Source organism: Pseudomonas sp. GL_103 (assembly GCF_057835175.1).
In genome coordinates this window covers 5,263,401-5,276,754 of sequence record NZ_CM174420.1, presented here as the reverse complement: position 1 = coordinate 5,276,754, position 13,354 = coordinate 5,263,401, and the positions used below count along the sequence as shown (strand labels likewise).

General features: G+C 60.3%; 15 protein-coding genes and 1 riboswitch. Of the genes, 9 read left to right on the top strand and 6 right to left on the bottom strand.

Going from position 1 to position 13,354, the window contains the following annotated elements; translation table 11 throughout:
* Window positions 1–87: 87 nt before the first annotated feature.
* Window positions 88–327 carry a hypothetical protein gene (locus AC3IP0_RS23705; protein WP_489317197.1) on the bottom strand — a complete coding sequence of 80 codons (240 nt, stop codon included), beginning with the start codon at window positions 325–327 and terminating at the stop codon, window positions 88–90.
* Between the two features lie 204 nt (window positions 328–531).
* Here AC3IP0_RS23705 and AC3IP0_RS23700 point away from each other — a divergent pair, with 204 nt between their 5' ends.
* Window positions 532–1,116, top strand: coding sequence for a YajG family lipoprotein (locus AC3IP0_RS23700; RefSeq protein WP_007973847.1), 585 nt, complete (start codon window positions 532–534; stop codon window positions 1,114–1,116).
* Window positions 1,117–1,308: 192 nt separating this feature from the next.
* Here the strand turns inward: AC3IP0_RS23700 and AC3IP0_RS23695 are convergent, their stop codons facing one another.
* A complete protein-coding gene (locus tag AC3IP0_RS23695) occupies window positions 1,309–1,515 on the bottom strand; it encodes a hypothetical protein (RefSeq protein ID WP_033052291.1) in 207 nt (68 codons plus the stop codon).
* Between the two features lie 190 nt (window positions 1,516–1,705).
* On the opposite strand from AC3IP0_RS23695, the gene AC3IP0_RS23690 reads away from it, so the two are divergent.
* Window positions 1,706–1,984, top strand: a complete 279-nt coding sequence (locus tag AC3IP0_RS23690) for a hypothetical protein (protein ID WP_489326052.1) — start codon at window positions 1,706–1,708, stop codon at window positions 1,982–1,984.
* A 77-nt stretch (window positions 1,985–2,061) separates the two neighbouring features.
* Here AC3IP0_RS23690 and AC3IP0_RS23685 read toward each other — a convergent pair whose 3' ends face one another.
* A complete protein-coding gene (locus AC3IP0_RS23685) occupies window positions 2,062–3,228 on the bottom strand; it encodes a 1-acyl-sn-glycerol-3-phosphate acyltransferase (RefSeq protein ID WP_489317195.1) in 1,167 nt (388 codons plus the stop codon).
* A 139-nt stretch (window positions 3,229–3,367) separates the two neighbouring features.
* On the opposite strand from AC3IP0_RS23685, the gene AC3IP0_RS23680 reads away from it, so the two are divergent.
* From AC3IP0_RS23680 to AC3IP0_RS23665, 4 genes are all read left to right on the top strand, one after another.
* Window positions 3,368–3,550 carry a CPXCG motif-containing cysteine-rich protein gene (locus tag AC3IP0_RS23680; RefSeq protein WP_007979317.1) on the top strand — a complete coding sequence of 61 codons (183 nt, stop codon included), beginning with the start codon at window positions 3,368–3,370 and terminating at the stop codon, window positions 3,548–3,550.
* Between the two features lie 10 nt (window positions 3,551–3,560).
* Window positions 3,561–3,821, top strand: a complete 261-nt coding sequence (locus AC3IP0_RS23675) for a putative signal transducing protein (protein ID WP_223442476.1) — start codon at window positions 3,561–3,563, stop codon at window positions 3,819–3,821.
* Window positions 3,822–3,856: 35 nt separating this feature from the next.
* Window positions 3,857–4,480 (top strand): SOS response-associated peptidase, encoded by a 624-nt coding sequence (locus AC3IP0_RS23670; RefSeq protein ID WP_489317194.1) that lies wholly within the window; start codon window positions 3,857–3,859, stop codon window positions 4,478–4,480.
* 183 nt (window positions 4,481–4,663) lie between these two features.
* Entirely contained in the window at window positions 4,664–5,482 is an 819-nt protein-coding gene (locus AC3IP0_RS23665) for a M48 family metallopeptidase (protein WP_489317193.1), read from the top strand.
* Window positions 5,483–5,628: 146 nt separating this feature from the next.
* Here the strand turns inward: AC3IP0_RS23665 and AC3IP0_RS23660 are convergent, their stop codons facing one another.
* The 3 genes from AC3IP0_RS23660 to AC3IP0_RS23650 form a co-directional block, all read right to left on the bottom strand.
* Complete coding sequence (locus AC3IP0_RS23660) at window positions 5,629–6,213, bottom strand: TMEM165/GDT1 family protein (protein ID WP_008016665.1); 585 nt, start codon at window positions 6,211–6,213, stop codon at window positions 5,629–5,631.
* 89 nt (window positions 6,214–6,302) lie between these two features.
* Window positions 6,303–6,427, bottom strand: a riboswitch (yybP-ykoY riboswitch).
* 50 nt (window positions 6,428–6,477) lie between these two features.
* Entirely contained in the window at window positions 6,478–7,476 is a 999-nt protein-coding gene (locus tag AC3IP0_RS23655) for a methyltransferase (protein ID WP_489326051.1), read from the bottom strand.
* A gap of 33 nt (window positions 7,477–7,509) precedes the next feature.
* The gene (locus tag AC3IP0_RS23650; protein ID WP_489326049.1) at window positions 7,510–8,475 is read right to left on the bottom strand and encodes a 2-hydroxyacid dehydrogenase; all 966 of its coding nucleotides are present in this window, start codon (window positions 8,473–8,475) and stop codon (window positions 7,510–7,512) included.
* A gap of 91 nt (window positions 8,476–8,566) precedes the next feature.
* On the opposite strand from AC3IP0_RS23650, the gene AC3IP0_RS23645 reads away from it, so the two are divergent.
* The 3 genes from AC3IP0_RS23645 (at window position 8,567) to AC3IP0_RS23635 (ending at window position 13,354) form a co-directional block, all read left to right on the top strand.
* Window positions 8,567–9,196 (top strand): LysE family translocator, encoded by a 630-nt coding sequence (locus tag AC3IP0_RS23645; protein ID WP_489317189.1) that lies wholly within the window; start codon window positions 8,567–8,569, stop codon window positions 9,194–9,196.
* A gap of 235 nt (window positions 9,197–9,431) precedes the next feature.
* The gene (locus AC3IP0_RS23640; RefSeq protein WP_489326048.1) at window positions 9,432–11,114 is read left to right on the top strand and encodes a fatty acid--CoA ligase; all 1,683 of its coding nucleotides are present in this window, start codon (window positions 9,432–9,434) and stop codon (window positions 11,112–11,114) included.
* Window positions 11,115–11,452: 338 nt separating this feature from the next.
* The gene (locus AC3IP0_RS23635) at window positions 11,453–13,354 is read left to right on the top strand and encodes a DUF1302 domain-containing protein (protein WP_489317188.1); all 1,902 of its coding nucleotides are present in this window, start codon (window positions 11,453–11,455) and stop codon (window positions 13,352–13,354) included.

Here is a 13,354-nt window from a genome sequence, read left to right as displayed (position 1 = left end):
CAGGAGACGTCCTTATAATCGGGGGGAGATTGTATCTAAGAAACGCAGGGAAATGGTCGTGTTTAATGACTTTTATTAGGTGTTTGGTCAGGTCGTCATCAGTTGCTGTGCGCGCGAGCGTGGCCGGTGCTGCTGCGAAACGACCCGGGCGCCGGCAGGCAGCGGTTGATTCAGCCAGTTCAGGCGGATCTCTTCGATTTCAACCCAGCCATCGCCCATGGGCTGGAGGCTGCACTGCTTGAAGGCCTGGCAGTGGCCGTGGCGGTCGAGCAGGGCGAAGCAACGATGCAATGGGCGTGGCGCGAACAGAGAGATCAGATGGCGCATGGCGAAATACCGTTAGGGTGTCTGCCGAGAAGATTGCCTGCAGGCCATTACGTGCAAGTGTATGGGGGGTGACATCTGTATGACAGGAACCGCGTTGCCAAGGGCTTGTCAGAGATTTCATCAAACACTGTGCGGTGCTGGTTACCCGCAGTGGCGCACCGCTATACTGCCGGCCTGTTTGTGCCTGATTCTGGAGAGAAGAGCATGTTGCAACGCCTGTTGTTCGGTTTGATCACTGTGACCAGTTTGACCCTGGTTGGCTGCGCCCACAGCCCGCAACAACTGAGCCCGGAACCCAAGCTGACCGCCCAGTTGGCCCCGGTCGGCCATGGCCAGCCCGTCGTGGTGCGAGTAGTGGACGGTCGTCCGTCGCCGACACTGGGCACTCGTGGGGGCCTGTATCCGGAGACCAGCGCGATCACCGTCCAGGGCGCGCAGATCCTGCCGAAGCTGCAGGCCCAGGCTGAAGCCGCCGTACGTCTGTTGGGCTTTACCCCGACGAACAATGCCATGAATGCACCGCAACTGACCGTGACCCTGGCGGAGTTGAAGTACCAGTCGCCCAAGGAAGGCATGTACGTGACCGAAGCCACCATCGGCGCGACCTTCCGCTCGGATGTGCAGAACGCCAACCGTCGCTACAGCGGCCGTTATGGTTCGTCCCTGGACCAGCGCTTCGGTATGGCGCCGAACCAGGAAACCAACACCAAGCTGGTCAGCGATGTGTTGAGCGATGCGTTGACCCGCCTGTTCAAGGACCCGACCGTGGGTCAGATTCTCGGCGAGTAAGCTTCGCTGGATGCGAAAAAGCCCGGTGCCAGCGATGGTCCCGGGCTTTTTCATGACTGCACACTTTCGAGGATGTACACCTGCCTCTTGTGGGAGCGAGCTTGCTCGCGATAGCTGCATGTCAGGCAACATCAATGTTGAATGTTAAACCGTCATCGCGAGCAAGCTCGCTCCCACAGGGGATCTGGGGTGTCAGGCAGCTTGCGAGTAAAAGTCCAGCACGCTCACGCCGGTCAGCAAATCCGCCTCCGGCAAATCCGCATGCTGGTGGCCACCGAGTGCGCAATACACCAGCCAATGGCGGTCTTGAACGTTGAAGGCGAGGCTGCCGACGAGGGCTTGTTGTTCTTCGCTGGGGGTGATGAGGTAAAGACGATCCTGGTTTTCGGCGTGGAGCATGACGTGATCCGTGTCGGTTTTGAGGCGCGCATGTTCGCCGATACAGATGACGAAACCGTGACTCAGGACAGCCATTGATCAAAAGCTTCGTTATTTGTCGGAAACAGAGGGCAGGTGCGCAGGCTTTCGGTAGAATCCGCGCCGCGGTCGCCGGCCCGGCACCTGCCACCTGTTTTACTTGAGGTTCGTGATGTCGCTGCACTTGATGACGCTGTTAACCGCCCATCCCGCCAAATTGATCAATCTGCTGGCTTTGCTCTTTGCCTTCCCGGGCGGCTGGTTGCTGCACGCCACCCGTCGTCGCGAACTGCGCGCGATGGCCAGTTTGCAGGCGCAGCGCCAGAGCAGCCCCAACGTAGAGCCCACGCTGGACTGGGCGACCTTGCGCATGAACCGGTTTTTCTACATCTTCGGCTTTGCCTGCATGGGGATGGCGCTGCTGGTGTCGTGGATCAGCACTCAGGTCTGAGTAACCGCAAAACCAGTGGTGAACAGACACAAAAGCGGCGCCTCGAGGGCGCCGTTTTCACATCTGGCCGAAACCGCTTACAGCGGCAACCCTGCCTTCACCCGGTACTGATTGCGTACCGGCGTCGCATATTGCAGCACCAGGAATGGACGATGCTCTTCAGGGCAGGCGTCCAGACGGCGTTGCCATTCTTCCTGGGCCTTGGCCAGTTCCTCGGCCGGGAACACTTCGGCGGCTTTCGGCACCTGCAACTGCGGATCGGCGTCCTTCCACTGCGCATAAGCCAGGTAGTGCACCGGGAACAAGCGGTATCCGCTGAGGATTTGCCTGTCCATCTCGACCGCCAATTGCTTGGTGTCTTCGAACAGTTCCGAGATCGGCGCGGCAAAGTTCACATGCACCCGGCCCTTGTAGCCGGTGATGCCCTTGGCGATGCTCACATCATCCTCGCCCGGCACCTTGGTGTAGCTGCCGGTATTGGCGCGAATGTAAAGCTCGCGGGCCTTGGCCTGGTCGCACGGGTCGTACTCGTAGCTGATCGACACCGGGGTCAGGTTCAGCGACTGAATGACCTCGCCGAACGGCTCGTCCTTGCGGCTCATGTGGAACATCTTGAGGATCGCCGATTCGGTACGGTCGTCACCGTCCTTGGCACGGCCTTCGGCTTGGGCGATCCAGATCGAGGCGCAATCGTTGCGGATCGAATGGTTGATGTACGCCGACAACAGCTGATAAGCCGCCATTTTCTCCCGGCGTCCGCTGATCGAGCGGTGCACGATGAAGCTCTTGTTCAGGCGCATCAGATCGCTGACGAAGGGCTTTTGCAGCAGGTTGTCGCCAATGGCGATACGTGGCGTCGGCAGGCCGGCGTGGTACACGGCATAGTTGACGAAGGCCGGGTCCATCACGATGTCGCGGTGGTTGGCGATGAACAGGTAGGCGCTGCCGGACTTGAATTGCTCCACCCCGGTATAGGTGACACCGTCGGTGGCGCGCTCGATGGTGTGGTCGACGTAATGCTCGACTTTGTCCTGTAACGTGGCCACCGAGGTAATGCCGGCAAACTCACGGCGCAACCGATGGGCTATAAGAGGTTTGAGTGCCCAGCCTAAAGCGCCGGCGAAACGCGGGAAGCGGAAGTGGGTGAGGATATCTAGAAACGCCTTGTCGCCGAGCAGTCGTGCCAGCACTGCCGGGACTTCACTGTCGTCGTAAGGTCGGATGGCATCGAATTCGCCCATCATGCTCTCTTGTTAGAAACGGCTAGGGTAAGTAAAGGTTTTGATCGAAAACCGGCGGGGTACGGTCTGAAAAAGTAGCCAGACAAAAATAGCCCTGCAAATAGACCGGCGATTATACGCACAAGTCACCTGGGAGACCGCGATGCTGGAAACTGCGCAATATGAATGTCCGTATTGTGGTGAGGAAGTCGAGACGACGCTGGATTTGTCCGGTGGCGATCAGACCTATATTGAAGACTGTCAGGTGTGCTGCCGGCCGATAACCTTCGTGTTGCAGGTTCATGAAGATGAATGGCATCTCGAAGTGTTCAGCGAAAACGAGTGAGGGGGCGTGTATGCAGCGCATCTACGATCCGGAAAACCTGATGGAAGGCGAGTTGCTGCAAGGAATGCTCGCCAGCGAGGGTATCGAGGCGCATCTGATGGGCCGTGACTTGGTCGGCGGCAGCGGCGAGTTGCCGATCTATGGCCTGCTCGGACTGTCGGTCGAGAACGACCAGGCCGAATACGCCCGCGAGCTGATCACCGCGTACAATGCCGCGCTGCCGCTGTCCGGCGATGAACCGGACAGCTTTCCCGGCACGCTGGTCTGTTAGGCTGGCGTTCGTTTGATCAAGAGCCGTGTTGCCCCATGTGTGGACGTTATGCCCTGTTTCGCTGGAACCCCGCCTTTGCGGCGCTGCCCGGTTTTCCCGCCGACCAGCAGGCGCAGTGGAACATTTCCCCCAATGATTCGGTGTTGATGCTGCGGGCCGAGCCTGACGGCCAGCGCACGCTGGCCCGCGCCCGCTGGGGCCTGACGCCACCCTGGCTGACCGATCTGTCCCGTACCCCGGCCCATGCCCGCGCCGAAACCGTTGCCGAACAGCCAATGTTTCGCCAGGCCTTGCGCGAGCGCCGCTGTCTGTTGCCGGCCAATGGTTTCTACGAATGGCGCGGCACCACGCGCAAGCGCCCGTACTGGCTGACACCGGGGGAGGGCTCGTCATTATTTTTCGCGGCGATCTGGGAGGCGTATCCGGTGCAAGAGCAGGTGTGGCTGAGTACCGCGGTGATTACCCAGCCGGCGGCGAGCCAGCGGCGGCCGTTGATTCTTGATGAGGCGGGGCAGGCCGCGTGGCTGGATCCCGAGACGCCATTGCATACTTTGCAAGCCTTGCTGGCCAGTGAACCTGCCGCATTGCGCGAACGGGTTTTGGCCAACATGGTGAATGATCCGAAGCTCAATGGGCCGGAGTGTTTGACTCCGGGTTGAGTTGGCTTCGGATCAGACCCGCAACTGATTGATCAACCGCCGCTGCTGTTCCCTGTCGCTGTATGTGAATTTTTTCTACGGCGATGAGAGCTTTGTCCGAATTGTGCGTCTTACGTCCATTGTATCTGGCGTCGATACATTTCCACGCCTAGGATACGCGGCATGTTTTCAGGGAGTTTTTTGATGAACAAGATTTTGGTTGTCAGTGCGCTGGGCGCAGCGCTGCTGCTCAGCGGTTGTCAGTCGGTCAATACCACCAGTGGTGGCGCCGTGGGTGTGGAGCGCAAGCAATACATGTTCAGCATGTTGTCGGCGCAAGAAGTCGACCAGATGTACGCCCAGTCCTATCAGAAGACAGTGGGCGAGGCGTCCAGCAAAGGTGTGCTGGACAAGACCAGCAATGAAGCCCGGCGGGTTCAGCTGATTGCCGACCGACTGATTGCCCAGGCGCCGAACTTCCGTCCGGACGCGGCCCAGTGGAAGTGGGAAGTCAACCTGATCAAGAGCGATGAGCTCAACGCCAACTGCGGCCCTGGCGGCAAGATCATCTTTTACACCGGGCTGATCGACAGCCTGCAACTGACCGACGATGAAATCGCCGCGATCATGGGCCATGAAATCGCCCACGCCCTGCGCGAGCACGGTCGTGAAGCGATGTCCAAGGCTTATGGCATCGAAATGGCCAAGCAGGGCGCCGGTGCCTTGCTCGGATTGGGGCAGGACACCATGGCCCTGGCCGATACCGTGGCCAACTACGGCATGACCTTGCCCAACAGCCGCGCCAATGAAAACGAGGCGGACCTGATCGGCCTGGAACTGGCCGCCCGCGCCGGCTACAACCCGAATGCCGCGATCACCCTGTGGAACAAGATGAGCAAGGCCTCGGAAGGTGCGCCACCGGAGTTCATGAGCACTCACCCGGCGTCTTCGAGCCGTATTGCTGCGTTGCAGGCGGCGATTCCGAAGGTCATGCCTTTGTATGAGCAGGCCAAGAAGTCCTGATAGTCATGTGGTGAGGCTGCTGGCCTCTTCGCGAGCAAGCTCGCTCCCACATTGGTTTTGTGCTCAACGCCGAACCCTGCGGGAGCGAGCTTGCTCCGGGCGGCGTTCCGACGATGAACGATAACTCGGTCTATCGACCTAAACCGTCAAACCCACCCGCTGCTCTGCATCGCCTTGTACACCGCGACAATCGCCAGGATGAAGAACGCCGACGCCGCCAGTCGACGGATCAGGGTCAATGGCAATTTGTCTGCGGCAAAGTTACCGGCCAATACCACGGGCACATTGGCAATCAACATGCCGAGGGTGGTACCGATGATTACCAGCCACAGCTCCGGATACTGCGCAGCCAGCATCACGGTTGCGATCTGCGTCTTGTCGCCGATTTCCGCCAGGAAGAACGCGATCAGTGTGGTCAGGAACGGCCCGAACTTGCGGGCGGTGCTGGCTTCGTCGTCATCCATCTTGTCCGGGACCAGGGTCCACAGCGCCGTGGCGGCGAAGCTCGCGGCGAGGATCCAGTGCAGCATCGTATCCGAGAAGAAACTCCCGACCCAGGCGCCTACCGCACCGGCGGCCGCGTGGTTGGCCAGGGTCGCGGCGACGATACCGGCGATGATCGGCCAGGGCTTGCGGAAACGGGCAGCGAGAATGAGCGCGAGCAGTTGCGTCTTGTCGCCGATTTCGGCCAAGGCAACGATTGCGGTAGGTACGAGTAGTGAATCCAGCATCAGGGGTTTTCCTAAGGGGCGGGTCGACACGGCTATGACACGTACAGCCTTCCCGCCCCGGGTAAGGTGTTCGTGTCATAGGTCTTGTCAAACCCTGCGATCCATCTGATGTGGATGCTTGGGTCGCATGCGCCATGGTCTGAGGACCAAGTATGTTGACGCATGCCGGACGAGCGTGGCGCTCGTGGGAGACTACTCCCCTAGGACGGAGCGGATTCTGCCTAGGCAAAATCCATTCGGCAAGCCTTCTTTTTCAAAAGAAGTTCAACCGCGTTTGGCCCGGTAGATTCGGAAACCCTGTCCTTCGGCCTTGATCGCACACACGCCAAGATGCTCTTCGATCAGCGGTTGATACTTCAGGAAGCTGTTCGCCACCAAGCGCAGTTCGCCACCGTTTTTCAGATGTTTGGCTGCTTTTCGCAGCAAGTTTTCCGTTGCGAAATAATCGGTGTGTACGCCGACATGGAACGGCGGGTTGCTCAGGATCGCACTCAAACCCATCGGCGCGGCATCGATTCCGTCACCGGTAATCACCTCGGCTTCCAGACCATTGGCAGCAAGGGTCAGACGACTGCTGGCAGCGGCAAAGGCATCCACATCCAGCAACGTGACCTGGTTGTGCGGGTAACGACGTTTCACCGCCGCGCCCAAGACCCCGGCACCGCAACCGAAATCGAGCAAGTGACCGCTGGGCAGTTTGTCCAGATGCTCCAGCAGCAGCGCGCTGCCGCGATCCAGGCGACCATGGCTGAACACCCCCGGCAGGCTGATGACCTTCAACGGGCCTTCGGCCAGCGGCAGTTCGTAGGTCTGCGCCAGGCTTTCCAGTGGTTTGGCTTCAGGCGCGTTGGCCACGGTGACCAGCCAGAGCTGGCAGTGGCGCGCGCTGTCGAGTTTGCGCGGCTTGCCGAACGGGTTGAGTTGTTTGGCGGCACCTTCGATGCCGCTTTTTTTCTCGCCGACCAGGTACAGCTCGCGGCCGGCCATCCGCGAGGCCAGGGCGTTGAGGATGTAGTCGGTCAGGTCCTTGGCCTTGGGCAGAAACACCACGGCGCTGTCGAACTCGCGCTCCGGTGCATTCACGCCAAAATGGCTGCGCTCGGCGAAGCGGGCGTCCAGCGCGGCCTGATCGCCGGCGTGCCAGCACCAGCCATGAGCTTTGGGCAGGCGGCCCAGCAAGTCGTCGGCGGGCAAGCCGGCCAACAACACCGAACCCTGGAATAACTCGGCCTGACGAAGCAGTACTTCACTGCGCGGATCCATAACTGCTCCCGTGGAAAAAAGTGCCGCAGTTTATCAACTGACGACCCGCAGCGCCTTACCGCTGAAGTATCCCAGTGCGTTTTCGGTCACTTGGCCAACGATTCGCTGGCGCGCTTCGCGGCTGCCCCAGGCGTTGTGCGGGGTGACGATCAGGCGCGGGATGTCGTGGGCCAGCAGCGGATTGCCGTTGACGGGAGGCTCGACGCTCAGCACGTCCGTGGCGGCGCCGCCCAGATGCCCGTTGCGCAAGGCGTCGGCCAGCGCCTGTTCGTCGATCAGGCCTCCGCGGGCAGTGTTGACCACGAACGCGCCGGGTTTCATTGAGGCCAGTTCACTGGCACCGATGAAGTGGCGGGTGTGTTCATTGAGCGGGCAGTGCAGGGTCAGGGCATCGATCTGTGGCAACAGTTCATTCAGTGGCAGGCGGTCCGGCCGGGCAGGGCGTCCGGGAATTTGCCCCAGCAGAACACGCATGCCGAAGGCTTCTGCCAGCCGTGCGACCGCGCCGCCCAATTCGCCATGTCCCAGCAGGCCAAGGGTTTTGCCTTCGAGTTCGACAATCGGGTAATCCAGCAAGCAGAACTGTCTGGCCTGCTGCCAGCGGCCTTCGCCGACGGCTTTTTGATAATCGGCCAGGCGCGTGGCCAGGTTGAGCAGCAGCATGATCGTGTGCTGCGCCACCGACGGTGTGCCGTAACCCTGGCAGTTGCACACGGTTATCCCGTGGGCGCGGGCGGCGGCGAGGTCGACATTGTTGGTGCCGGTGGCCGTGATCAGGATCAGCTTGAGATCAGGGCTGGCGGCCATGGCGGCGGCATCGATGACAATTTTGTTACTGATGGCGACGGTGGCGCCCTTGAGGTGTTCGATGACTTGATCGGGCAAGGTCTGGGCGAACAGCTGCAAATCGCTGAAACAACTGCGCAGCGGGTTGAGGTCAAGGTCGCCGAGGTCCAGGGACGGGTGGTCGAGGAAAACGGCGCGGCGAGTGTTCGTCATCAACTGTACCTTTTGTGCAATGAACTGAAGGCGTAATCTGCCGAGCCTACCAGATGAAATAAATAGTTACGCTTGGCCTGAAGGAGCCCCCATGTACTGGACAGAGTTCTTGACCGTTGCCCTGATTCACCTGCTGGCCGTGGCCAGCCCCGGCCCGGACTTTGCCGTGGTGGTACGCGAGAGTGTTACCCACGGTCGCCGCGCTGGCACCTGGACCGCGCTGGGTGTGGGTACGGCGATTTTCCTGCACGTGGGTTACTCGCTGTTGGGTATCGGCCTGATCGTGTCCCAGTCGATCGTGTTGTTCAATGCCTTGAAATGGGCCGCCGCCGCTTACCTGCTGTACATCGGTTACAAGGCGCTGCGCGCGCAACCGGCCAAGGCTGTGGCGGACGATCTGCACAAGGAAGCCGGGGAGCGCACGGCCCGTGGTGCCTTCACCTCGGGTTTCGTCACCAACGGCCTCAACCCGAAAGCCACGCTGTTCTTCCTCTCGCTGTTCACCGTGGTGATCAACCCGCATACGCCGCTGGCCGTGCAGGCTGGTTACGGGGTTTACCTGGCGGCGGCGACAGCGGTCTGGTTCTGCCTGGTAGCGATGCTGTTCAGCCAGCAGCGCGTACGCGCCGGTTTCGCCCGCATGGGTCACTGGTTCGACCGGACCATGGGCGCGGTGCTGATTGCGATTGGCGTGAAGCTGGCTTTTACCGAGATGCATTGATCCGTAGGAGCTGCCGCAGGCTGCGATCTCATTATTGGAATCGCCAAAAGATCGCAGCCTGCGGCAGCTCCTACGCCGGATCCAACCGCAATCACCAAGCTTCTGTGAAAGCTGGCGCAACGCCAGTATTCATGCGGTTCTGCAAATCATTCCTTTGGCTGATTTGGCTGGCGTTCAAGGGCACTACAGTGCGTACTTTCAGTCACGACCGTGCAGTCAGATTAAAGGGATTATTATGTTGCAGACTCGCGTTATCCCCCCGGCCGAAGGCGCTTACCAGTACCCGCTGTTGATCAAACGGCTGCTGATGTCCGGTGCCCGTTATGAGAAAACCCGCGAGATCATCTACCGCGACAAGTTGCGCTATAGCTACCCGACGCTGATCGAACGGGTGGCCCGCCTGGCCAACGTGCTGACCGCGGCCGGGGTCAAGCCCGGGGATGCCGTGGGTGTGATGGACTGGGACAGCCATCGTTACCTGGAGTGCATGTTCGCCATCCCGATGATCGGCGCGGTGATCCACACCATCAACGTGCGCCTGTCGCCAGAACAGATCCTCTACACCATGAACCACGCCGAGGACCGCTTTGTGCTGGTCAACAGCGAGTTCGTCGGCCTCTACAAGGCCATCGAGGGGCAACTGACCACGGTCGACAAAACCCTGCTGCTGACTGACCTGCCGGAAAAAACCGCGGACCTGCCGAACCTCGTCGGCGAGTACGAACAGCTGCTGGCCGCGGCGAGCCCGCAGTACGACTTCGAGGATTTCGACGAAAACTCGGTCGCGACCACGTTCTATACCACCGGTACCACCGGCAATCCCAAGGGCGTGTACTTCACCCATCGGCAACTGGTGCTGCACACCATGGGCGTGTCGACCATCATGGGTGCGATCGATAGCGTGCGCCTGCTGGGCACCAACGACGTGTACATGCCAATCACCCCGATGTTCCACGTCCACGCCTGGGGCTTGCCGTATGTGGCGACCATGCTCGGGCTCAAGCAGGTGTATCCCGGCCGCTATGACCCGGAGTACCTGGTGGAGTTGTGGCACAAGGAGAAGGTCACGTTCTCCCATTGCGTACCGACCATTTTGCAGATGGTCCTTAATGCCAAGGCCGCGCAGAACGTCGACTTCGGCGGCTGGAAAATCGTCATCGGCGGCAGCGCCCTGAACCGCAGCTTGTACGAGGCGGCCAAGGCCAAAGGCATTCAGTTGACCGCCGCCTACGGCATGTCGGAAACCGGGCCACTGGTGTCGTGCGCGCACCTCAACGACGAATTGATGGCCGGTACCGAAGACGAACGCACCACTTACCGGATCAAGGCCGGCGTGCCGGGGCCACTGGTGGAGGCAGCGATCGTCGACACCGAGGGCAACTTCCTGCCCGCCGACGGCGAGACCCAGGGCGAGCTGGTGCTACGCGCGCCGTGGCTCACCGAGGGTTATTTCAACGAGCCGCAGAAGGGCGCCGAGCTCTGGGCCGGAGGCTGGCTGCACACCGGTGACGTGGCGACCCTGGACAGCATGGGCGTGATCGATATTCGTGACCGGATCAAGGACGTGATCAAGACCGGTGGCGAGTGGATCTCCTCCCTGGACCTGGAAGACCTGATCAGCCGTCATGCGGCGGTACGTGAAGTAGCAGTGGTGGGGATCCCCGATCCGCAGTGGGGCGAGCGGCCGTTTGCCCTGCTGGTACTCCGTGAGGGTCATGCAATCGGGGCCCGGGAACTCAAGGAACACCTCAAGCCGTTTGTGGAGCTGGGGCACTTGAGCAAGTGGGCGATTCCGAGCCAGATCGCCCTTGTTACTGAAATTCCCAAGACCAGCGTCGGCAAACTCGACAAGAAGCGCATTCGCGTCGACATCACCGAATGGCAAGCCACCAACAGCACCTTCCTCTCGACGCTTTAAGCGTCTATCGGCGTGCCCGAAAGGGCACGCCAGCCCCACCAAGCAAGCGCTTGGCTTGTCAAATCGAAATTTTCAGCCATCCTTGCCGTGCCGACGGGTGTCGGACTGGCGAAAGGACTGTTCCAGAGTGGCTGGCAACTGCAAATCACACTTTAGAGGGATCAAGCGCTACTACCTGCTGGCTATAGTCCGCTCAAGGATTTTTAAGAACGGGGCAACCGCACGAACCGGGGCGATGCAACTTTGGAATGACTTTGGGATGCCATGGCTCCCGGTTATCCACAGCGTTTTTAGAAGTGCTCTTGCCATAAAAATAAAATGCACATGGAGTAGCGTCGATGACATCAGTAAACCAGTTCTGGCGCCGGGCGAAACTGCCCCTGGCTGTCAGTCTTGCCTCTACGCTCGCCGGGCCAGCATTCGGCGTCAGTTTCAACGTCGGTGAAATCGAAGGTCAGTTCGACTCATCCCTGTCGGTTGGTGCCAGTTGGTCTACCGAAAGTGCCAACAAGAACCTCATCGGTGTCAACAACGGCGGCAAGGGTCTGTCCCAGACTTCTGATGACGGTCACCTGAACTTCAAGAGCGGGGAAACCTTCTCGAAGATCTTCAAGGGCATCCATGACCTTGAACTGAAATACGGCGATACCGGTGTTTTCGTCCGTGGCAAATACTGGTACGACTTTGAACTGAAGGACGAAAGCCGTCCGTTCAAGGACATCAGCGACGAGGGACGCAAGGAAGGCGCCAAGTCTGCCGGCGGCCAGATCCTCGACGCCTTCGTCTACCACAACTACTCCATTGCCGATCAGCCAGGCTCCGTGCGTCTGGGCAAGCAGGTGGTGAGCTGGGGTGAAAGTACCTTCATCGGTGGTGGCATCAACTCGATCAACCCGATCGACGTGTCCGCTTTCCGTCGTCCGGGTGCCGAGATCAAGGAAGGCCTGATCCCGGTCAACATGTTCTATGTGTCCCAGAGCCTGACCGAAAACCTCTCGGCCGAAGCGTTCTACCAAATTGAATGGGACCAGACCGTCGTCGACAACTGCGGCACGTTCTTCTCCCAGCCAGACATCGTTGCCGACGGCTGCGACGACAACCTGCGTGTACTGGCCAAGCGCTCGCAAATTCCGGCCATTGCCCTGGGGCCTTTGGCCGCCAACGGCGTCGACGTCAACAATGAGGGGGTTCTGGTGCGTCGTGGCCCTGATCGCGATGCCCGCGACAGCGGTCAGTGGGGCGCGTCCTTCAAGTACATGTTCGATCCGCTGGATACCGAATTCGGCGCCTACTTCATGAACTACCACAGCCGTGCGCCGATCTTCAGCGCCACCGGTGCACCGCAGTCGGTCTACAACACTGCAGCGGGACTCCCGGGCCCGTTCGCCGCGCTGGCGCCATTGCTGGTGGCGGGTAATTCGCAGTACTTCATCGAATACCCGGAAGACATCCGTCTCTACGGTCTGAGCTTCTCCACCACCCTGCCTACCGGTACGGCGTGGAGCGGTGAGATCAGCTACCGTCCGAACGCTCCGGTGCAGCTCAACTCCACCGATATCCTGTTCTCCGGTGTCCGTCCTATCGGCAACAACAACCCGAACAACCCGTTGACCAATGCATCGCTGCTTACCGGCGTGCCGGGTCAGGACCTGCACGGGTATCGTCGCAAGGAAATCACCCAGTTCCAGACCACCCTGACGCACTTCTTCGACCAGGTCATGGGCGCCAGCCGTCTGACCCTGGTGGGCGAAGTGGGCGTGACCCACGTTGGCGGCCTGGAAAGCACTTCCGACGTTCGTTATGGCCGCGATCCGGTCTACGGCCCGGGTGAGTTGCCAGCCTCTGGCGCGCTCGATACCTGCGTGGCGCTCAACACCAGCACCATCAACGGTGCCGGCCCGGGTACGCCGACCAACAACCGCAGCCGCAACTGCAACGACGAAGGTTTCACCACCGCGACTTCGTGGGGCTACCGCGGTCGTGCCATCTGGGAATACAACGACGTGTTTGCCGGTGTGAACCTCAAGCCGAACGTTGCCTGGTCCCATGACGTGAGCGGTTACTCCCCTGGCCCTGGCGGCAACTTCGAGGAAGGCCGCAAGGCGGTGAGCCTGGGTGTCGACGCCGAGTACCAGAACACCTATACCGCGAGTCTGGCCTACACCAACTTCTTCGACGGCAAGTACACCACCGTGGATGACCGCGACTTTGTTGCGCTCAGCCTCGGCGTGAACTTCTAA